Raw genomic sequence first — 22,024 nt, forward strand, 5'->3', positions numbered from 1 at the left:
ACACACAGTATTATTAGCTAAATATTACTCATACCACTGTCTATCTATCCAATGTATGCTCAAACCAATATCAATGAAGCGAATGCCGTATCAGATGTGCAGGCTTCGACAGAACTGACGTCAAACTCAGCAGCAAACTCGTCGTCAGATGAGACTCCCAATGTGACTTTAGACACTATCAATGTCACTGCTAAAGCCAGAACGGGTACGGCGCTGGCTCAGAAGATTAGTGAGATGCCAGCCGTCACGCAAGTAATTACTGAAAGCGAGATTCAGATGCAGGCGACGGGCAACCGTACCACTGGTGACATCTTGGCACAGCTGATTCCGAGCTTGGGTACCAGTAGTGGTTCGACCAGTAACTACGGCACCACCATGCATGGCCGTCCAGTACAGTTTTTGCTAAATGGTGTGCCATTAAGCGGTTCACGCAGTCTTTCACGTGAGCTTAACAGTATTGATACGTCACAGCTTGAGCGGGTAGAGGTGCTTTCGGGTGCCACTAGTATCTATGGTGCTGGCGCGTCAGGTGGTCTAATTAACCTTGTGACTAAATCTCTGGTGGGTTATGGCCCTATTAGACAAACCAGAGTGGGCGTTAGTAGTAGCCGTGACTTTGACTCAGATTCATTTGGCTATAATGTAGGGCAAACATTAGGATATGGCGGCGAGCGGGCTTATGGACGCTTAGATGTTGATTATGAGACCAAAGGTGGAAAGTTCGATAGCAAGGGCGATCGAGTTAGCCCAGATGTCAACCAAACGGATCAACAAGATACCGAATCACTAAGTGTGAATGGTAGCTTAGGTATAGAGCTAACGGATACCCAACGTCTTGATCTCGCAGCGACTTATTATAAAGATAAGCAAGATACCGACTATGGCCCAGACTACGGTGATGGTTTGGCCGTGTTATTTGGCGCAAAACCTTCTTTAAAAGCCATCGATGGTGCCAACGTAGAAAACCAGCCTTATACCGAAAAAAGCTCCGTGAATTTAAATTATAGTGATGATGATTTTGCGGGTTCAGGTTCTAGCTTAAGTTTAACGGGCTACTATAGAGATGAAAAAGGCCGTTTTTATCCTTCTGCCAAGAGTGCAGCAACCCAAGCAGCTGAAGTATGGCAGGCCAATGGTTTGACTAACGAAAACACAGTGAACAAGCTTACCAGTGCCGCAGTATTTGTGACTCAGTCAGAAGCTGATATCGAAGTGATGGGTCTACGTGCAGCCATGCAAACTGAAACCGAAATCGCAGGCAAAAACACACTATTTAGTTATGGTGTGGATGTCGAACGCGAAAACAGTGAGCAGACCTATTATGGTCAAGACTTAAATATATTTCTTGCAAGTAATGGCTTGACCGCCCAAACCAATGGGCTTACTTACAATGGTGGGCCAGATACCACCATCGATAAATGGGGTGCTTTTGTCAATGCAGATGTTGACTTGACTGATAAGTGGCATACCAGTGCTGGCGTGCGTTATCAAAAGCTAAAATCTGAGACTGATACCTTTACGCCCATCTATGAGCAGCTGCTTGAAGAGTATTTTAATAGTGCTGCTATTAGCGGGACAAGTGCAGCTTATGGCATTGACTATCAAGCAGGCGACGTAGAAAAAGGCAACACCGACCATGACAAAGTACTTTTCAATCTTGGTACCAGCTATCAGATAACACCGAAAGATCAATTGTTTGCCAATTTTTCACAAGGTCTTGATACCGCAGATATACAGCGAGCACTGCGTGATGTGCGTGCCGGTTTCGTGGTTAATTCAGACAATGTTCAACCGATTGCAACCAATAACTATGAGTTTGGTTGGCAAGGAAAACACGGTGATACAGCGGCACGCTTAAGCGGTTTTTATAACGAATCAGATAAAGTAGTGCGCTTTACAGACAGCTATACTGTCGAGGTTGTCGATACTGATGAGCGTGTTTATGGCATAGAAGGGTCGCTTAGTCATGACATTAGTGACAAATGGCAAGTGGGCGGTAGTGTGGCCTATACTCGTGGTCAGTATGACAAAGATGGCGATTGGCTGGAGCTCGATGCAGTACGTCTAACACCATTAAAAGGTACGGCATTTGCTCAGTATAACTTTGATGAAGGCAGCAACATACGTCTGCAAGCATTGGCAATCGGCGGTGATGATAAAGCCTTTAAAGACCAACAACGAGACCCTGATTCTAGTGCATTGCCAGTTACGGGTTATATGACCCTTGATGTATTAGGTCAAGTAAAAATGCCAGTTGGCCGAGTAGATTATGGCGTTTATAATTTGCTTAATAAAGACTATCTAACGGTCTATCATCAAACTACGTATGGCGATCTGAACCGTTTACCTGCATCAGGCACGACTTATGGCCTAAGCTATACCGTCGATTACTAAAAAGCGCCACGTATTAAAAAACCCTTCAGGCTATGAAAAGTTAGCGTGAAGGGTTTTTTATGTCTTTATTTTAGATAACTTCTTTCGGTTAAATACCAATTATTATTCGCTGCACTGTTTGTAATATTTCTAAATTTGCATAAAAAAAGGCTTGCCGCATCGCTGCGAACAAGCCTAATTTAATATGTGGTGGGCCCAGTAGGACTTGAACCTACGACCAAAGGATTATGAGTCCTCTTTTTTACAACAACAATACACAATACTTATCAATAAGTAGCCGTGTATTTTACATTAAAGCCTTTACTCATAAGGTCTTAGGATAAAAACAAAACATAGCTATCAACAAAGAGTCATATCTAACAATATATACAGAGTATCAAAATAGTATCAAATTAATAGTATTGATACTCTCTAAAAGTCTAAATAGTTATGGCTGCTATCTACTGATACTTAACAGTAAGGGACAAGTATTCAGTTCAAGGTATCAAAAAAGCTAGCTGCTAGCTGGCTTTATTTATATGTGGTTGAAATAAAGATATTTTAGGGTGTGTTGACATATAGAGAATAATTGATAATCATATTGTTATGACAAGATTAACACTAAGTGATGCCCAGTGGGCAAAGATAGAACCGTATTGTGCAGGTAAAGAGACCGATGTTGGTAGAACAGCCGTAAATAATCGACTATTTATCGAAGCTGTTCTATGGATTGTCCGAACAGGTAGTCCGTGGCGAGATTTACCCCCTGAATTTGGTAACTGGAACAGTGTTTATAAGCGCTACCGTCGATGGGTAAAAAGCGATAGATTCAGCAAGCTATTTAATGCTCTGAATGACTCAGATTTAGAGTATGCCAAGATTGATGGCACTATTGTTAAGGTACATCGTCATGGACAAGGCGCAAAAGGGGGGCTTGTCATCAGGAAATTGACAAATCAAGAGGCGGTATGACCACTAAAATCATGGCAATGGTTGATGCATGAGGCAACCTTGTTGATTTTACTTTATTGAAAGGACAACAGCATGACATGGCTGGCGTTAACCCTTTAATGAAAGACAAAGAGTTTGATGCATTGCTTGCTGATAGAGCCTTTGACACGGATTGGCTACTGCTAGACTGAAAAGAGCGTGGTAGCAAAGCGGTCATACCCCCTAAACGCTCTCGTTTAAAGCAACGAGCGTTTAAAGCAACGAGATTTCGATAAAGAAATGTACAAGTGGCGTCATTTAATCGAGAACTTCTTCTGTAAGCTGAAAGATTTCAAGAAAATGGCCATGCGTGCTGAAAAAACGGATGAGTCGTTTGCTGCTAATATCTATTTAGCAGCGACGATTATCCATTTACGGTAATTGTCAACACACCCTAGTTAAATCTACAATTTAGAATTAATACCTTTAAAGTATCCAATTAAGAGATATTTGATATTGGAAAACGTTTCTAAACTCATTTATAAAGTAATTAGCTAAACGGAATAGTTCAATAAATATTGTCAATATAGCAAGGAGATGCTAAATGAATAAGATGATTTTTAAAACGCACACGCAGTCTGAGGATGTTTTTTTAAAAGAATGCTGGTATGTTGCTGCGCTTTCAACCGAGGTTGATGCATTTAATCTATTTAAGCGCAAAATTATGAATATCAACATGGTAATTTATCGCACTCAAGATGGTACGCCTGTTGCGCTACATGATCGTTGTCCTCATCGTTTCGCACCTTTAAGTTTAGGGAGAAGAGAAGGCGACCAATTGGTTTGCCCATATCATGCTTTAAAATTTGATTGCACTGGTCAATGTGTACATAATCCTCACGGGAAAGGTCACATTCCAACTGCGGCGAAAATACAATCTTTTTCTTTGATAGAACGTTATGGTTTTATTTGGATTTGGATGGGTAACGCAGAAAACGCCGATGAAAATTTAATCCCAGATTACAGCGAACTATTGTCAGGACATCCAAATTCGGTTGGTCATACCTATATGCATGTAAAATGCAATTTTGAGCTCATAACCGATAATGTAATGGATTTAAGTCATATCGATCATGTACATGGTGAAATTATTACAACGCGTGGCAAGCTGTCACCAATTATTCCACAGGTTACAGAAACATATAATAGTATTTCTGCACGTTGGGAATGGGAACAACAACCTGCAATGATGATTTTTGCACCATTGTTACCAGATCCACAAGCCTCAGCTCAGCAATATTTTAACATTACATGGACGGCACCTTCGCATATTCAACTTACTGTTGCTGCTGTACAAAACGGAGAATTTGGCGTAGATGATTTAAATCAATATGATTTACATACTACCACCCCTGAAACTGATACCACAACACACTATTTCTTTGCGACACGTCGTAATCATATCGAAGAAGATGCAAGTTTTAATATGATGAAAATTCAGAATATGCATCGTGCATTTGAAGATGAAGACGTACCGTTACTTGAAGCCGTACAGACAGAGATGGAAACTACCGATTTCTTCTCTTTAGACCCAGTATTAATGTCAAATGATATTGCACCTGTACGTGTACGTAAGAAACTTTTAGAGCTGATTAGCCAAGAGACACAGCAAAATCAAGCTTAAATATTATCAATACATCGTGAAGTACTTGTTGAGAAGTACTTCACGTTCATTCCACTAAAAGGAGGTGGTGGTTATGACAGTAGGAAAATTAAAGCTCAGAGTGACAGATATCCAATGTGAAGCCAAAGGTATCCTGCTCTTGGAGCTTAGAGATGAAAAGAAACAAGCACTTCCATCATTTACACCAGGATCGCATATAGAAATTTATCTTGCGAATGGACTGACGAGACATTACTCATTGTTAAATTCATCTGTAGAGAGTGATCGTTATGTATTTTCTGTGAGTTTGGATCCAAATAGCCAGGGTGGTTCAGCTTTTATTCATCAAAAGATAAAGCTCGGTGATATGCTGAGCGTAAGCACACCACGTAATCATTTTGAGTTGGTTGATGCTGAACAATATTGTTTTATTGCAGGAGGGATTGGGATTACTCCAATTCTTTCGATGATTCATTGGTGTATTGCACATCAAAAAAAATGGACATTATATTATTCTGTACGAAATCGACAACGTGCTGCATTTTATGAAAGTCTATGTGCGCTTAATCAGGAAAAAAATATTCATTTCCATTTCAATGATGAACAAGCAGATTTGTTGAATTTACAAAAAATTGTACAAGATAATGCTGAAAATACCCATATCTATTGCTGTGGTCCAAATCCACTAATGCTGGCACTCAAAGAGGCTTCAGCTGATATTGCAGAAAGAGTACATTTTGAATGGTTTAATGCGCCGAAACTGAATACGTCAGAGAATAAGACAGAACTGGCTATATTAGACTTTACCGTAAAATTAGCAAAATCAGGACGCGACATTCTTGTAAAACCTGAGCAGTCAATCTTGGAAGCAATCGAAGCGCAGGGCGTAGAGGTGCCATTTTCTTGCCGTGCGGGTATTTGTGGCGCATGTGAATGCAGAGTACTTCGTGGTGAACCTGAGCACTTAGATATGGTTTTAAGTGATACTGAGAAACAAGGCAACCAACGGATGATGATTTGTGTTTCTAGATCACGTTCTCCTGTTCTGGAATTAGACCTTTAAACTAATTGATTTTATACAGTACAATGTGCATTAAATCAATAAGGATATTCATCATGAAAAAAATATCAATCATTCGAAAGAAAATACAGGGTTAAGGTTTGCTATAAACTTGAAGAATGAGAATCATAGGCTGACTTTTAGAATTCATCTGCCAATGCGATTCGTGCCATTTTTTCCTGTTCTAAATTCTATAAATTTAGGCGTAGTTTGGCACTTTTTACCGTATTTTTAAATTAGGGACACGGCCTAATAAAGATATATCGAATCATAATTTTAAACCCTGTAGAAGATATGGATTGAATGTGAATAACCTCATTGATGTGCGCATAAAGCAAATGCGCTATGAATCTGACAATATCCTAAGTATTCAACTTGTTCCAATTCATACCAAGTTATTACCTCATTTTAATAGTGGTGCGCACATAGACTTCCATTTTCCTCATGGCAAAGTACGTCAATATTCACTCATCAGTCCACTACAAGACCGTAGATATTACGAAATAGGTGTTTTAAAAGAGCCGCAATCACTAGGTGGATCTCGTTATATTCACGAGCAACTTAGAGTGGGCGACCTTATTAAAATAAGTGAACCACGTAATCTATTTGAACTCGATGATACTGACCAAAAAGTTCTGTTGATTGCAGGTGGAATCGGCATTACACCTATTTTGAGTATGTGGTCGAGCCTTGCTATCGATCAACGTAAATGTGATTTACATTACTGTATACGTCAGCCGAATATCCCATTTATTGACCGTATTGATGAATTTCATATCATGAACCGTAATAGCCATTATGTGACCTATATTGGTAATCAACAAACTAACGGCTTTGATATCGCAGCAGTTTTACAGCAAGAAAAAGTCAATACACACATTTATGTTTGTGGCTCTGGACATTTTATTCAGTATGTCGAAGCGCAGGCATTAGCTATGCAATGGACAAAAGAATTTATTCATAAAGAATGTTTTAAAAATCCTATGACTGAGTTGCTGTTAGCATCTGATCAAGAGCATAGCTTAGAAATTGCATCTACAGGTCAAAAAATTTCATTATTACAAACGGATAATATTGCCGAGGTTTTAAATAAGGCAGGTTATGTAGTACCAATGTCATGTGAACAGGGTATTTGTGGCACATGTACGCTGCGTTATACCGGAGGTGAGTTACATCATCAGGATATGATTTTAAATGAAACAGACCATTTGACTATGTTTACACCCTGCTGTTCAAAAATAAAATCACAGCACCTTATTATTGATCTTTAAGAGGACAGCCGCACAATATGGATATTCGCCAAATGAAATATTTCATTGCTGTAGCTGATGAGATGAGTTTCACAAAAGCGGCTGAAAAATTATTTATTGCTCAGCCACCATTAAGTCGTGCTATACAAAATTTGGAAGAAGAGTTAGAAGTGTCGTTATTGGTACGTAATACTCGATCCATAGAATTGACAGAGGCAGGTAAATACTTCTATGAAAATTCTAAAAAAATTGTGCAGAGTGAAATGCATCTTAAGAAGATGACTCAGCAAATTGGCGGAGCCAATAATACACTGCGTATTGGATTTATTGGTTCTGCCATGTATAGCGAACTGGCAGAATGCATCAAATATTACCGATTAAAGTATCCTGATATTTCCATTCATGTCGAAGCCATGAATACTCTTCAACAGATTGAAGAATTAAAAAACGGCAAGATTGACATAGGAGTTGGTGGGCTTAAAATTATAGATCACGAGATTGAGCGTATTATTCTGAAAGAAGAAAAACTTTATGTTGCTTTATACAAAGAGCATCCACTGTTACAGCTAAAAGTTAACCAGTCTCTGTCTTTAGAAGATATCGTTAATGAACCGATGATTTTATTTCCTGATACTCCACAACCAAATTTCCTATTAATTATTCTTGAAATTTTCGAAGTCAAAATGATGTCACCCTCAAATTTATTTGAGCCTGTACGTGATATTCAATCTGCTTTGGGATTAGTGTTGGCTGGATTTGGAATTACAATAGTGAATGAGGGGGTGGTTAATCTTTATAGTAAAGATCTGGTATTTCTTCCTCTAAGTGAAGAGTTTGCTTTTAGCCCAATTATTCTCAGATACCGAAAAAAAGAAAACTATACCGTCGTTGATAATTTCGTTAATGTAGCTAAAAAAATATTTAATCATAAGTTAAAGTCTACTTAATCGTATCGACTTATTGATGAAAAGAATATGTATCAAAGGTAGAGGACGTTCAAAACTCTGTGTCAGCTAAATTAAAGATTCATAACGCTATAGTCAGTTCAAAATAAAATTGTTATGGTTAGGACAAACATCATAGAACAATTTGGATAAGTCGTTTTCCATCCAGCCTTGGCGTAGAAACTTCACCTGAGCCCATTTCTTTTCGATAGTTTAGATCAGGGCTGTACGGTGGCAGCCATAAAATACGATGACCATGTCTATTCAGTAGCTTTTGAATACGCTTGCTCTTATGAAATCTGGCATTATCCATCACAATCACGCATTTTGTTTTAAGACTTGGGATTAGCTTGTGTTTGCACCAGTGATAGAAGACGATGCTGTTGATGTTTGTCTCAAAGTAATCTAGGGCAAACAGCATCTTTTCATATAGAGCACCGATAACGTTGGTTCGCTTTTTACCTTGCCAGTTGTAGCTATCGATACAAGGCTTACCAATCGGTGCATAACCATGAGAGCGAATGGTTTGACTCTCAAAGCCGCGCGCGTATATATAAACGATAGGATAGCCTTGCTGCCTAAAGCTATTAAGCTTACTGTGGTATATCGCTCTTTTGATCGGACAGGCTTTTAGATGTTCTAAAGTCTTTTTTTTGACTGATGCCTAGGCACTTTAGGGCATGATGAATGCCTGTTTTACTACAGTTCAAACGACGTGCTCGCTCATACTGGTAATCATCAGGATGTTCTTTGACATCATTAAGTAGCACATCATCTGGTATTTTATAGGGCTTGGTTTGCCTGGTTGTTTTGCTATGAACACGCCGCTTCCAGTTTTGTATGGTGGTTGGGCTGAGGTTATAAAACTCAGCTGCCTCGGCAAGGGTCATACCCTCGTCTAAGCTTTTTAGTACTTGTTTGCGATAATCTAGCGAGTAAGTCAGTGGGATTGACTATAGTTTTAGTTACTTTGCATATAACAATCACCGCTAATTGAGCTTGCGTAGTCGATAGTCAAGTTTTGCGCGGCTGATATTTAAGAGTCGTGCAGCCTTTGATACATTACCATCACACTGACTTAAAGCGACACGAATAAGCTTGTCGTTAAACACTTCTAAATCAAAGCCACCATGGAATAAGGTGGCAAGTGCGGTATTACTATGGTCGTCAATGCTAGAATGCTGTAAACCACCACTTTCAGCCGATATTCGAAGCTTATTATCATTCATATTATTATCTTCGATATTGGATAAAAGTAAATCACTAGCATCAATCCACTTGTGGTTATCATTGAGTATGACCGCTCGCTCGGTGACGTTTTGTAGCTCTCGTATATTGCCTGGCCAATTATATAAACTCAGATATTCTCGCGCTTGATCTGTAAAACCTTGAATATTTTTTTGATACATATCCGCATATTTATGTAAGAAAAACTTGGCTAGTAGAAGTATGTCCTGCTTACGCTCTCGTAAAGGAGGTAGGTAGATAGGAAAAGTGTTTAATCGATAATATAAATCTTGACGAAACTTTCCTTGAGCTACGGCCTGTTTTAGATTCTCATTGGTGGCTACCACCACTCGAATATCAACAGCTATATCAATGTAGCTGCCGACATGGTTGAGTATACCTTCTTGTAATACGCGCAGTAGAGCTGCTTGCGCCCGCGATGATAACTCAAAAACCTCATCCAAAAAGAGTGTCCCTAAATGTGCCGCTTCAATTTTGCCTTTTCGAGATTGCGTAGCGCCAGTAAAAGCGCCTTTTTCAACACCAAACAGCTCAGACTCAATAAGATCGGTAGGGATGCTGGCACAGTTTATAGCGATGAAAGGGTTGCTTCTGCGATCACTAGCATCGTGGAGCGCTTGAGCAAACACCTCTTTACCAACCCCAGTTTCTCCTTGCAATAAAACAGTCGCTTTGGTTTTTGCGACCTTTTTCATCAGCGCTGTTGCCTTTTTAAAAGAAGGCGATTCACCAATAGCAGAAAAAAATCCTTCAGGGTTGATACGTAAATCAGGGTTTTGTCTTTTTATCTCATCAAAATTACTGCGCCGCTCAAACAGTTCAGTATTTAAGCGCTCAGTGTTGAAAAACCTTTCAAGATCCGTTTCTTCCTCCCAGTCCTCTAATGGTCGCCCTTCAATACGACAATGATCAAAACCCATTGCCGCGCATTGTACTTCTTTAAAAGCAATCTGACGGCCAAAGAAGGAGCTGGTATAGCCGCTGGCGTAACCCAGTGAGCTAAAACATATCGGCTTATCTGAAACCCCATGGAACTTTTTATGATAAGCGGCTTCAAAAGAGTTATACCAATCAAAGCTTGCAAAGAATCTACCGTTGTCGAAGTCGACACTCATTTTATCAGGAACGACCTTCACCATACCGCGTATGGCATGCAGCTGTGGACCAGATAAAAACACCTCTTTCCAACTGCCTTCTGGCCGTAATTTCTTACTAATCTCAGCGTCTTGTTCCCCAGCAAAATGACCGTAACGAAAAAAAAGCCGCTGCATAATATCGCTACCCAAAGTCGACTCGACATCCTCTCGTAGACGCCATAGGGCATGAGCATGGCTTAATATCATGCGTTGACCGCCGAACCATATTTTCCCTGAATGCAAATCAAACTCAAGATGTGTCAATAAATCTTCGATTCTCTTTGAGAATTCAGTTTTCTCTTTATTATTTTTTTTATTAAGTTTGATTGGCTCAGGTATAGCCTTGCCATCGAGAAATTTAGATGGATGAGGGACTGCATTTACTTCAGGAGTATCATCTTTATAAGAGGTTTGTTTTGACATAGCAGGTGCGTTCCTTGTAAGGAGCTGAGTAACATCTATCCTTAGATGGTTAAGCCAATCATCATTACACATCCATCTAAATCATGCAATTTTATCATGCTAAATACATGGCCTATCAAGCTATATCAAACTATGAGCAGCGATTCTAAATTTAATAATTTAAGTATTTCATGAAATTTTGAAAAATGAATGACTCAAATCATGAAATAAAACTATTGAGCTTAGATGGTTAATGCGTAGTGTTATTTAATAATTTTATTAAAATCAAAAACTTAAGTCAATAATTATAAAGTTGGCATACAACTTGTAAGGTAGTAAATACCGGATAAGGACTGTCTATATTCATACCATTTAAGAAAAGGAGTTGAGAATGAATTCACCTAATACCTCATCAAATTATCATCAAGAGTCTAATCTTTCTTTTAATGACTTGCCCAAATATGTACGAGTAAGAAGTGAGCCAGATGCTAAATTCGTAATGTTTGACTTTGCTATCGGCGACTCTAGTCTATTTGTCGAATTAGTCTTACCTCCTAAAAGCTTTGAAGATTTCTGTATTAATAACAAAGTTATTCCAATGACTGCAGAACAGATGGTCTTCAATGATGAGGAGGAAGATAAGTGGCGTTATGGCACAGAGGCTACTTTGATTAGTAATAATCGATCTGAAAGTAGTCACTAAACCTTTTACCATTTTCAAGAATTATTACATTCAAAAAGGAGCAGTAATCATGTCTTTAGAAATTAAAACCTCGAACCTTGAGCCTATCCGTCATACCTATGCGAACATCGCTCGGCGTTTTGGTGACAAACCTGCAACTCGTTATCAAGAGGCAACTTATGATGCGCAGGGCACGGCTAACTCTCATTATCGTCCACTATGGAATCCTGACAAAACATTGAACGATGAAAACTACACGATTATTCAGATGGAAGATTGGTACGACCTGAAAGATCCTCGTCAGTTTTATTATGGAGCTTATGTGCAAAATCGTGCACGACTGCAAGATACCGCTGAAGGTAGTTATAAGTTTTTTGAAAAGCGTGATTTAGTTGAAAACCTTGGCGAAGATGTAATAGACGCAGTTACATTTGGACTATTACCGTTACGTCATGTTGAACAGACTGCTAACTTAAATTATATGTATGGTGCTGCTTATGGTTATGGCACAGCAATTACCCAAGCGTGTTTGTATGCTGGCATGGACAGACTGGGCATGGCGCAATATCTATCGCGGATAGGTTTATTAATAGATGGCAACTCTAGTGATTCATTGACTCAAGCCAAAAACTATTGGATGGATGATGAAGCATGGCAAGGTATTCGTGCATTGTGTGAACATACCTTAATTATAAAAGATTGGTTTGAGTTATTCATTGCACAATCTTTAGTTATGGATACTTTTATTCATGTGGTTCACTACCAACATTTAGATGAGTGGTTAGTCGAAAACAATGGTCGTGATGTCGCTATGTTAACTGAGTTTATGCAGGATTGCTTTAAAGATCTTACTGGCTGGAGTAACAGCACTATTAAGATAGTAGTTGCCGAAAGTGATGATAACAAACAGAACTGTCAGCGATGGTTAGATAAGTGGCAAGAAAAAGTAGTCACCGCCTATCGTCCCTTAATTGAGAAAATGTTTAGTGAAGAGCAAGTATTAATCGCACTAGATGATATTCAAACTCAGTTAGCAAAACGTTGTAAAACAGTAGGGTTAAGTGTTCAAATTGCTGCTTAATTGCTTTTAACCGTATTTAAATTGCTCATTAATATTTATTAATTTTCTAAGGGGAAGCTTATGTCAAAAGTATACTTGGCGTTACAAGACAACGATATGTCACATTATATTGTTCAGGCAGTAGAAGAAGATAATCCAGAAGTAACGGTGATTTATCAGCCAGCTATGATTCGAATGGAATGTGAAGGCAAGCTTGTCGTCAATCGTGCCACGGTCGAAGAAAAAATCGGTCGCGAATGGGAAATCCAAGAGTTGCAATTAAGTCTAGTCACTTTGGGTGGTAACGTTGAGGAAGAGGAGGACTCACTGACCTTAAGTTGGAATCAGTAATTATTCAAACTTATTAAATTAATAATTTAGCATTTGCTAAGGAGCACAGCATGGCTACTACTAAAACAGCTAAGAAACTCAATTTAAAAGAGAAGTATCGTCTCTTGACGCGTGATCTTGATTGGGACTTTTCTTATGAAGATAAAAAAGAAGCCTTTCCTCATGAAGAGTTTGAAGGTATTAAAATCACTGACTGGTCAAAATGGGAAGATCCTTTCCGTCTGACGATGGATACTTATTGGAAGTATCAGGCCGAAAAAGAGAAAAAGCTTTATGCTATTTTTGATGCATTTTCTCAGAATAATGGTCAAATGAACGTCTCAGACCCACGCTACCTTAATGCTATCAAGCTTTTTTTGACAGCAGTTACTCCTTTAGAGTATCAGGCCTATCAAGGCTACGCTAACGTAGGTCGTCAGTTCAGTGGTATTGGTGCACGCATTGCTTGTCAAATGCAGTCTATCGATGAGCTACGTCATGTTCAAACCCAAGTTCATGCAATGAGTCACTTTAATAAGTATTTCAATGGTTTTCAAGATTGGAGCCATATGCATGACCGCGTTTGGTACTTATCTGTTCCTAAATCTTTCTTTGAAGATGCGCGTTCAGCAGGACCATTTGAGTTTTTATTGGCAATATCATTCTCGTTCGAATATGTCTTAACCAATCTGTTGTTTGTACCTTTCATGTCTGGTGCAGCTCACAATGGTGATATGGCTACCGTCACTTTTGGCTTTAGTGCCCAATCGGATGAAGCACGTCATATGACATTAGGGCTTGAGATTATCAAGTTCTTGCTAGAACAGCACGAAGATAACCTGCCAATTGTACAAAAATGGATTGATAAGTGGTTTTGGCGTGGCACCCGTCTACTGTCTATCGTGGGCATGATGATGGATTATATGTTGCCAAATAAAGTTATGTCATGGAAAGAAGCATGGGAAGTCTACTTTGAAGATGCAGGTGGAGCGTTATTCGACGATTTAGCTCGCTATGGTATCGAAAAACCAAAATATAGTGAAGTGATTGAAAAAGAGAAAGAACATATATCGCATCAAGCGTGGTGGATCTTCTATAACTTCGGTCATGTTGCTGGCTTTCACACTTGGATTCCATCAGATGAAGAGATGGATTGGTTAAGCGAAAAGTATCCTGAGACCTTCGATAAATACTATCGTCCACGTTGGGAGTTGGCAAAGAAAATGGAAGCAGAAGGCAAGCGTTTTTATAGCTCAGGCCTGCCTATGTTGTGCCAAGTCTGTCAGGTACCCATGACCTTTACGGAAATGGACGGTGATCCTGGTACATTTAGCTATCGCACGACAGTTTATAACGATGAGCGCTACCACATGTGTTCAAATGGTTGCCATGATATCTTCGTTGATGAGCCTGAAAAGTACGTGCAAGCGTGGTTACCAGTACAGCAAATATTGCAAGGTAACTGTGGTGGCCCTGAGCTTGAGAAGATTCTTAGTGAGTATTATCGCTTCAATGTGGGTGTCGATAATATGGACTTCAAAGGTTCTGTGGATGAGCAAAACTGGAACAAATGGAAAGGCACCGCTTAATTTATTGGTTGATTAGAGCTTAGTAGCGCGGCTAAACAAAGTCAGCGCTACTGAACCAAAATACACAAATAAGCTCTCAACAATAGAATGTTAAATAGTTAGTAAGCAAGTAATTAATTAGCAAATATATTAATAAGGAAATTATTATGGCAGTTACAGCGATTCGCCCAGATTACACGGGCAAGGTTATGGACAAACAAGAAAACTATGGCGACAACATTTTAGTCTTTATTGGTTGGGATGAGCATTTACTGTTTTGTTCAGCTAAAGCCTTCCCATTACCTCCCACAATGACTTTTGCAGATTTTAAGGCTGGAGTATTATCTGAAGGTTTTAATCAGCATCCAGATTTTGAAAATATCAAATGGGATGAGGTTGAGTGGAATCTTAATGGAGAATCAATAACGCCAACAGATGACAAAACGCTTGAAGCATTAGGGTTTGATCACAAGTCATTATTACGATTTAAAACACCTGGCTTAAATGGTTGGAAAGGAACAGGGGTATAAAATCCACCATTATTTGAAGCGCAGATTCATCTAAGTAATAAATAATTACAGATATTGCGAGGGAGAGCGATATGTCTTATGAAGTCACTATTGAGCCGACCGGTGATGTTATTGAAGTAGAAGATGGTCAAACGATACTGCAAGCTGCCTTAAGGCAAGGGGTTTGGTTACCTTTTGCTTGCGGTCATGGTACTTGCGGTACTTGTAAGGTTCAAGTTTTGGAGGGGTTTGCGGATCTTGGTGAGGCTTCTACTTTTGCACTGATGGAGGTTGAGCGCGATGAAGGCAAAGTACTCGCTTGTTGTTGTTATCCTGAGTCCGATTTGGTCATCGAAGCCGATATAGATGTTGATCCTGACTTTTTGGGCTATCCGGTAGAAGATTATACAGCGACAGTTGAGTCAGTGACGCCTTTATCGCCTACTATTTTAGGAATTCGCTTGCAGTTAGATCGCGATATGCAATTCCAAGCCGGCCAATATATCAACTTAGATATCCCTGATGTTGGGACGCGAGCCTTTTCTATTGCCAATCCGCCGTCGCAGTCTAATATCGTTGAACTGCATGTGCGCTTAGTCAATGAAGGTAAAGGCACTTCTTGGCTCCATAATGAGTTAGCAGTTGGTGATAGCATCGAGCTGTCAGGTCCTTATGGTCAGTTTTTTGTGCGCAGTAGCGATAGTCAAGATATGATCTTTGTGGCAGGCGGGTCAGGTTTATCAAGTCCTGAGTCGATGATTCTGGACTTATTAGAGCAAGGGGAAACTCGTCAGCTCTATCTGTTTCAAGGGGCTAGAAATATTCCTGAGCTATATCATAGAGATAAGTTTGAGCAGCTAGCAACAGAGCATGACAACTTTCATTACATTCCTGCTTTAAGTGATGAAGATACGTTAGGGGAGTGGTCAGGCTTCAAAGGTTATGTGAATGATGCGGTCAAGCACCATTTTAATGGGAAATGCTCAGGTCATAAAGCGTATATGTGTGGTCCGCCGCCTATGATTGATGCGACTATTACAACTTTGATGCAAGCCCGTCTATTTGAGCGCGATATTCATATGGAGCGTTTCTTAACTGCGGCTGATGGTACGGACGAGTCAAGTCGTTCTGCTTTATTTAAGCGTATTTAGTAGTCATAAGTTTGTCATATTTTTCTCACTATATGCTTACATAAAAACCCCGCCATCTGAACTGCCCCATAAGTTGGACACAACTTATGGGGTATTTTTATGCGTTACAATCTAGACTTTAAGATCAAAGTCATCGCATAAGGACATGCCGGAATCGCAACAGTAAAGAAGTTTGGACTTGATAAAAAAATAGTGTCTAAGTGGACTTATCAATACCAAAGCGGCGGTATAGATGCTATCAAGCCAAAGGCGAGTAAAACTAAATACAGTAGCGACTTTAAACACCAAGTGATAACCGTCATGTTAGAACAAGGCTTAAGTCAATCTGAGACGGCATTAAAGTTCAACATCAGCTCACCCGCTCTTATCAGCCTTTGGCATAAAGCGTATCGACAGTATGGTATGTCTGGACTCACTCCCAAACGACAAGGTAGAGGCGCCATGACCAAGCCAGATATCACAAGAAAACCAGATGACGACAAGACAACAGCAGAGATTAAGCGTGAACTGGCATACCTGCGCACGGAGAACGCTTACCTAAAAAAGCTCGATGCCTTGCTCAGGGAGAGGGAACAAACTGCGACAAAACAAGGCTCATCGAAGGATTAAGAGATCAATATCTTTTATCTGACTTATTAAAGACAGCACGTATACCAAGGAGTAGCTTCTACTACCATAGAACAACGCTAAGTCATAAAGACAAATACGCTCATATAAAGCAGCGTATTGCCGATTTGTATCACAAGCACAAGGGCAGGTATGGCTATCGCAGAATCACTGTCGCATTAAAACAGTCAGGTGTTCATCATAACCATGAGCTTATTGCCAAGCTCATGAAACAGTTGAAACTCAGTGCGAAGATAAGAAGACAAAAGTACCGATCATATAAAGGTCAACTGGGTAAAATAGCAAAGAATCATTATTACAACAATGAGCGTATTCAATTGAAACTAAAAGGACTGAGTCCTGTGCAGTACAGAACTCAGTCCTTGGGGTAAACTAAACCGTCCAAGTTTTGGGGGGCAGTTCATATTTATGTCGGGGTTTTTTAGCTATTGTTTAAAGCGAATCATTTTAATCGGTTTAAGCATTATGTTTATTTAAATAAAATGCTTATTTAGGCAAAGTGTTTACGAATAGTTTGATTGAATACTTGTGGTTGCTCAATATTTGAAATGTGTGACGCGTCAATAGTCGCGAGTGTGGCATTTGGGATATGATCGACCATATATTGACTATCGGCCACCGTCGTCACTGGGTCTTCAGTACCTGCCACCACCGTAATCGCGACATCGATATCTTTTAACTGCTCGCGAGTATCAGCGACAGCCAGCGCTTCACAACAGCTGGCATAACCTTTGCTACTGCTAGCGGCAAGAGTGTCAGACAAGGCGTTGACGATATCAGGATGGTTACTGATAAAGCCCTCAGTAAACCAGCGCGATGCGGCTGTAGCGGCAATAGTGCTCAAACCTTCTGTTCGGACGAGCTGGGCACGGTCTTGCCAAGCTGCTTCCGTACCAATCTTCGCTGCTGTATTACACAACATTAAATGATGAAAGCGATTAGGGTAGTTAATAGCCAGCCATTGGCCTGTCATACCACCCATTGAGATACCACAAAAGAACGCTTTATCAATATTCAAGTGATCGAGCAGATCAATGACGTCTTGTCCAAGCTGATCTAAGCTATAAGGGCCTTTGGGTGCAGAAGATTTTCCATGACCACGAGTGTCATAACAGATGATGAAATAATCGTTTTGCAAAGCATCAATTTGCGGCTGCCACATGTGGTAGTTGGTACCTAAAGAGTTGGAGAATATAAGCGCAGGGTTACGGCTATCACCAAAAGTGACATAGTTTAAGGTAATGTCTTTATTTTCAAGTACAGGCATAACGATCATCCTTATTTGTCATTTTGGGGTGATTATGATGGTAGTGGCGTATAGGTTTATGGTGGTTGGCCATTAATGCATTCAATGTTCAATTCGTTCAATAATCATGGCGATACCTTGTCCAACACCAATACACATCGAGCAGATGGCATAACGCTCATCCGTTTTCTCAAGTTGATTGAGTGCTGTCAAAATCAAACGTGCGCCTGATGCGCCAAGTGGGTGACCAAGCGCAATCGCACCACCATTCGGATTGACACGCTCGCTATCGTCAGCTAATCCCAAGTCACGCGTGCAGGCTAGGGATTGCGCTGCAAAGGCTTCGTTTAATTCAATGACATCCATCTCATCAAGTGACAGTCCAGTTTGCGCCAGTAGTTTTTTGATCGCAGGCGCTGGAGCAAAGCCCATAATACGTGGTTCGACACCTACCGTGGTGGAAGCCACAATACGCGCACGCGGCTTGAGATTAAATTCTTTAATGGCTTGCTCTGACGCTACTAAGAAGGCTGCTGCGCCATCATTAATGCCTGAGGCATTACCAGCAGTGACTGTGCCATTTTCTTTAACGACGGCACGAAGTTTGGTTAATTTCTCAAGCGTGGTGTCTGCACGAGGATGCTCATCCTTATCGACAATGATGGGCTCACCTTTGCGCTGCGGGATAATGACTGGGGTAATCTCGTCTTTGAAAAATCCTGATGCTTGTGCGGCATGGGTACGTTGTTGGCTGCGTAGTGCAAAGGCATCTTGGTCAGCACGATTGATGTTGAACTGCTCAGCGACATTTTCCGCCGTTTGCGGCATGGTCTCCGTGCCATATAACTCGTCGAGCTTTGGGTTGATAAAGCGCCAGCCCATGGTAGTATCTTTTAATTTTTGGTTACGACCAAATGCCTGATTTGACTTACCCATTACAAATGGCGCACGGCTCATGCTCTCAACGCCGCCTGCAATAATGAGACTGGCTTCTCCGGCTTTAATTGCCCGTGCGGCGATGGCTAACGCATCCATTGATGAGCCGCATAAGCGGTTGACCGTAGTAGCAGGCACTTGATAAGGAAGACCTGCGAGCAATGATGACATGCGCCCGACGTTACGGTTGTCCTCACCGCTTTGATTGGCGCAACCGTAAATAACATCATCTACTTGCACCCAATCGACATTGGTATTGCGTTCCATCAAGGCTTTAATAGGAATAGCGCCCAAATCATCGGTACGTACAGGGGCTAGACTACCACCGTAACGTCCAAAAGGCGTGCGAATGGCGTCAATAATATAAGCGTTGTTTAAATCAGTGGTCGAATCGATCATAGTGATTATCCTAAGTTTTAATTATGAGGCGTTTTTATTTAGTCTCGTTAATGAGTGTGGCACCCGTTACCGCTTGTAAGTCATTAAAGCTTAGGTTTTCGACCATTTCAGTCACTACCAGCCCTTTAATCGAAACGTCTATAACACACAGGTCGGTGAAAATTCGATCGACGCAGTTTTTGCCAGTTACAGGATAGGTAAGCTCGCTGACGATCTTGGGCTCACCAGTCTTGGTCGTATGATTGGTCATCACAAAGACTTTTTTGGCACCGATGGCTAAGTCCATAGCACCGCCAACTGCAGGTATTGCACCTTCTTCACCAGTGCTCCAGTTGGCCAAATCACCATTGGCCGCCACTTGAAACGCACCCAATACGCAAATATCAATATGACCGCCGCGCATCATGGCAAACGAGTCACCATGGTGAAAGAAGCTACCGCCATCTAACATGGTGACGTATTCCTTGCCAGCATTGATCAGCTCTGGATCTTCTTCGCCTTTGGCAGGGGGCGGGCCAAAAGCCAACAAGCCGTTTTCTGAATGTAAAAATACGTCTTTGTCATCAGGCAAGTACTTAGCGATTTTGGTGGGTAGACCAATGCCCAAATTGACATAGGCACCATCTGGAATATCTCGGGCAGCACGCTCAGCGATTTGATCCCGTGTGAGTAATGTATGGCTCATGATGACGCTCCTTATGATTGACCGTATTAAGCGCTGGCTGCGGTAGTAGAATGAGTAGGCTCGATTTGCACCACATGCTGCACAAAGATACCTGGCGTGATGATGTGTTCAGGATCAAGCTCACCCAGATCGACGCTTCTAGAAACTTGAGCGATCGTCACGTCAGCTGCCATGGCCATGATGGGACCAAAGTTACGTGCTGATTTTCGATAGACTAAATTACCCCAGCGATCGCCCTGATCCGCTTTGATTAAGGCAAAATCTGCTTTGATTGGATATTCAAGCACATAGTCTTTGCCATCGATATGGCGCGTCTCTTTACCTTCAGCAAGCAAAGTACCAAAACCCGTTGGCGTATATACCGCACCAAGTCCCATGCCAGCAGCTTGAATACGGCAGGCCAGATTGCCTTGTGGTACCAGCTCAAGCTCGATTTTTCCCGCATGATATAGCTCGTCAAATACCCAAGAGTCTGACTGACGTGGGAACGAGCAAATGATCTTACGCACTGCCCCTGTTTTTAATAGTTTGGCAAGACCATGATCACCATTGCCTGCATTATTGCTAATAATCACTAGGTCTTTGATATCCAAATCAATGAGCGCATCAATCAGTTCGGCAGGTTGTCCTGCCGTACCAAAACCACCAATCATAATCGTGGCGCCGTCTTTGATTTGACTGAGCACATTCGTGATGCTTTTCTCCGCTTTGTTAATCATAGTTTGACCCCATTTTAGATCTTGTGGAAATCTTTAGAATACTTTGGTTAGCGACGCTCTGATCACCTCTCCCTCAAAAGTATTTTTATTTGAATACTCTTTATACACGGCGACATCCCCACCTAGTAGGTTAGGCGGTGAAAAATAACCCATAGATAAGCCTAAAGCGTTTCTTTCCTCGTCGCCGTCACCGGTCTCAAAAGTGTTATAACCAACCAGGCCAACATCTAGCAAGCCGTAACTTTTGCTCAAACCCCATTCAATGATTAGCTCATCATCTAGGTCGTCACCATTAGGCATCTCATAACGACTTAAGGCACTGAGATTTAAGTCACCTTGTTGGTTGAGCTTAACGTTACCACCAAGGGTAAGCATGACGGAATCATAACCTTTGCCAGGGCTTGCAAATCGATTGCTATCATAGTCGCCAGTTTCTGCCCAATAACCGATACCACTGACTGCATCCCATCTATCGCCATGCCAGCCTAATACACCGCCCACATATAAATCACCTAAGCCTGTACGTTCATCGACATCCTGACCACCGACTCTTAGATCTGTTTTTATAAGCGGTACAATGGCCTCTAATGTCAAATCGCCACCTAGTACCTTTTGCGGTGTGACCCATATCGCTCGATTGGCAAGTGCGGTAACATTAACCTCGCTGTCATCTGGTAACGCCTCATTTTCATCAGCGCTATAATTTATGAGATAGCCTCTGTAATACACTCCAGGTGGTGGTACTACACTTGCTTTTATTCCTTCAATGCCTGGGACGTAGTGGGAGTCAGAAGCATGGATGGTAAATGACAAGCTAGCAGCGATAGTAAGTAGGGTGATTTTCTTCATCGTATTTTTCATAGAACATCCTTGTCCATATTTTATTTTATGATTGTCCAAAACTTAATATTAGTGTTTATATTAGTCAACAAGTTCATGAATGGATTAGTGAGTTAAAAAAGATTAGATATTAGGTTGAAAATAATGAGTGCTTGCCGAAAGTTAAACTTGATATAGTCAGTCCAAAATAGAAAAGGTACAATGCTTTTAAACCAAGCAAAGAGAAATATAAAAGATGACCTACTCAGCAGATTTTCGAGCACAAG

The 22,024-nt window shown here is 40.8% G+C and carries 21 protein-coding genes and 1 pseudogene; 14 read left to right on the plus strand and 8 right to left on the minus strand.

Annotated elements, in window-relative coordinates; translation table 11 throughout:
* Nucleotides 1-51 precede the first annotated feature (51 nt).
* From ACQKCG_RS11865 to ACQKCG_RS11890, 6 genes and pseudogenes are all read left to right on the plus strand, one after another.
* The gene (locus ACQKCG_RS11865) at nt 52-2,394 is read left to right on the plus strand and encodes a TonB-dependent receptor (protein ID WP_427585418.1); all 2,343 of its coding nucleotides are present in this window, start codon (nt 52-54) and stop codon (nt 2,392-2,394) included.
* A gap of 585 nt (nt 2,395-2,979) precedes the next feature.
* Nucleotides 2,980-3,744 (plus strand): annotated as a pseudogene (locus ACQKCG_RS11870) (IS5 family transposase).
* 163 nt (nt 3,745-3,907) lie between these two features.
* Entirely contained in the window at nt 3,908-4,987 is a 1,080-nt protein-coding gene (locus tag ACQKCG_RS11875; protein WP_102091430.1) for an aromatic ring-hydroxylating dioxygenase subunit alpha, read from the plus strand.
* A gap of 73 nt (nt 4,988-5,060) precedes the next feature.
* Nucleotides 5,061-6,029 (plus strand): PDR/VanB family oxidoreductase, encoded by a 969-nt coding sequence (locus ACQKCG_RS11880; protein ID WP_102091431.1) that lies wholly within the window; start codon nt 5,061-5,063, stop codon nt 6,027-6,029.
* Nucleotides 6,030-6,331: 302 nt separating this feature from the next.
* The gene (locus ACQKCG_RS11885; protein WP_102091432.1) at nt 6,332-7,297 is read left to right on the plus strand and encodes a PDR/VanB family oxidoreductase; all 966 of its coding nucleotides are present in this window, start codon (nt 6,332-6,334) and stop codon (nt 7,295-7,297) included.
* 17 nt (nt 7,298-7,314) lie between these two features.
* Nucleotides 7,315-8,223, plus strand: a complete 909-nt coding sequence (locus ACQKCG_RS11890) for a LysR family transcriptional regulator (RefSeq protein ID WP_102091433.1) — start codon at nt 7,315-7,317, stop codon at nt 8,221-8,223.
* A 130-nt stretch (nt 8,224-8,353) separates the two neighbouring features.
* Here the strand turns inward: ACQKCG_RS11890 and ACQKCG_RS11895 are convergent, their stop codons facing one another.
* From ACQKCG_RS11895 to ACQKCG_RS11905, 3 genes are all read right to left on the minus strand, one after another.
* Nucleotides 8,354-8,839 carry a transposase gene (locus ACQKCG_RS11895; protein ID WP_201572146.1) on the minus strand — a complete coding sequence of 162 codons (486 nt, stop codon included), beginning with the start codon at nt 8,837-8,839 and terminating at the stop codon, nt 8,354-8,356.
* Nucleotides 8,814-9,110 carry an IS630 transposase-related protein gene (locus ACQKCG_RS11900; RefSeq protein ID WP_320157865.1) on the minus strand — a complete coding sequence of 99 codons (297 nt, stop codon included), beginning with the start codon at nt 9,108-9,110 and terminating at the stop codon, nt 8,814-8,816. The genes ACQKCG_RS11895 and ACQKCG_RS11900 overlap by 26 nt, the downstream gene beginning before the upstream one ends.
* A 99-nt stretch (nt 9,111-9,209) precedes the next feature.
* Nucleotides 9,210-11,027, minus strand: coding sequence for a sigma-54-dependent Fis family transcriptional regulator (locus ACQKCG_RS11905; protein ID WP_102091435.1), 1,818 nt, complete (start codon nt 11,025-11,027; stop codon nt 9,210-9,212).
* 370 nt (nt 11,028-11,397) lie between these two features.
* On the opposite strand from ACQKCG_RS11905, the gene ACQKCG_RS11910 reads away from it, so the two are divergent.
* The 8 genes from ACQKCG_RS11910 to ACQKCG_RS11945 all read left to right on the plus strand — a co-directional run bounded on the left by ACQKCG_RS11910 (nt 11,398) and on the right by ACQKCG_RS11945 (nt 17,304).
* On the plus strand, nt 11,398-11,709 hold the full coding sequence (locus ACQKCG_RS11910) for a phenol hydroxylase subunit (RefSeq protein ID WP_102091436.1): 312 nt from the start codon (nt 11,398-11,400) through the stop codon (nt 11,707-11,709).
* Between the two features lie 49 nt (nt 11,710-11,758).
* Entirely contained in the window at nt 11,759-12,769 is a 1,011-nt protein-coding gene (locus ACQKCG_RS11915) for an aromatic/alkene monooxygenase hydroxylase subunit beta (protein WP_102091437.1), read from the plus strand.
* A 60-nt stretch (nt 12,770-12,829) separates the two neighbouring features.
* Entirely contained in the window at nt 12,830-13,099 is a 270-nt protein-coding gene (locus ACQKCG_RS11920) for an MmoB/DmpM family protein (protein WP_102091438.1), read from the plus strand.
* A 50-nt stretch (nt 13,100-13,149) separates the two neighbouring features.
* Nucleotides 13,150-14,667, plus strand: a complete 1,518-nt coding sequence (locus tag ACQKCG_RS11925; RefSeq protein WP_102091439.1) for an aromatic/alkene/methane monooxygenase hydroxylase/oxygenase subunit alpha — start codon at nt 13,150-13,152, stop codon at nt 14,665-14,667.
* Between the two features lie 146 nt (nt 14,668-14,813).
* Nucleotides 14,814-15,176 (plus strand): phenol hydroxylase subunit P4, encoded by a 363-nt coding sequence (locus tag ACQKCG_RS11930; protein WP_102091440.1) that lies wholly within the window; start codon nt 14,814-14,816, stop codon nt 15,174-15,176.
* 71 nt (nt 15,177-15,247) lie between these two features.
* Nucleotides 15,248-16,306 carry an NADH:ubiquinone reductase (Na(+)-transporting) subunit F gene (locus ACQKCG_RS11935; RefSeq protein ID WP_102091441.1) on the plus strand — a complete coding sequence of 353 codons (1,059 nt, stop codon included), beginning with the start codon at nt 15,248-15,250 and terminating at the stop codon, nt 16,304-16,306.
* A gap of 192 nt (nt 16,307-16,498) precedes the next feature.
* Nucleotides 16,499-16,915, plus strand: coding sequence for a helix-turn-helix domain-containing protein (locus ACQKCG_RS11940; protein ID WP_227673301.1), 417 nt, complete (start codon nt 16,499-16,501; stop codon nt 16,913-16,915).
* Between the two features lie 116 nt (nt 16,916-17,031).
* Nucleotides 17,032-17,304: an IS3 family transposase gene (locus ACQKCG_RS11945; protein ID WP_227673304.1), complete on the plus strand. Its 273-nt coding sequence runs from the start codon at nt 17,032-17,034 to the stop codon at nt 17,302-17,304.
* Nucleotides 17,305-17,423: 119 nt separating this feature from the next.
* Here the strand turns inward: ACQKCG_RS11945 and pcaD are convergent, their stop codons facing one another.
* From pcaD to ACQKCG_RS11970, 5 genes are all read right to left on the minus strand, one after another.
* Nucleotides 17,424-18,200, minus strand: coding sequence for a 3-oxoadipate enol-lactonase (pcaD, locus tag ACQKCG_RS11950; protein WP_102091443.1), 777 nt, complete (start codon nt 18,198-18,200; stop codon nt 17,424-17,426).
* Nucleotides 18,201-18,281: 81 nt separating this feature from the next.
* A complete protein-coding gene (gene pcaF, locus ACQKCG_RS11955; protein WP_102091444.1) occupies nt 18,282-19,514 on the minus strand; it encodes a 3-oxoadipyl-CoA thiolase in 1,233 nt (410 codons plus the stop codon).
* A gap of 34 nt (nt 19,515-19,548) precedes the next feature.
* Entirely contained in the window at nt 19,549-20,199 is a 651-nt protein-coding gene (locus ACQKCG_RS11960) for a 3-oxoacid CoA-transferase subunit B (protein ID WP_102091445.1), read from the minus strand.
* 26 nt (nt 20,200-20,225) lie between these two features.
* Entirely contained in the window at nt 20,226-20,918 is a 693-nt protein-coding gene (locus ACQKCG_RS11965; RefSeq protein WP_102091446.1) for a 3-oxoacid CoA-transferase subunit A, read from the minus strand.
* Nucleotides 20,919-20,951: 33 nt separating this feature from the next.
* A complete protein-coding gene (locus ACQKCG_RS11970; protein WP_102091447.1) occupies nt 20,952-21,779 on the minus strand; it encodes a SphA family protein in 828 nt (275 codons plus the stop codon).
* Between the last annotated feature and the right edge of the window lie 245 nt (nt 21,780-22,024).

The organism is Psychrobacter sp. NPDC078929, from assembly GCF_050267985.1.
GTDB lineage: Bacteria > Pseudomonadota > Gammaproteobacteria > Pseudomonadales > Moraxellaceae > Psychrobacter.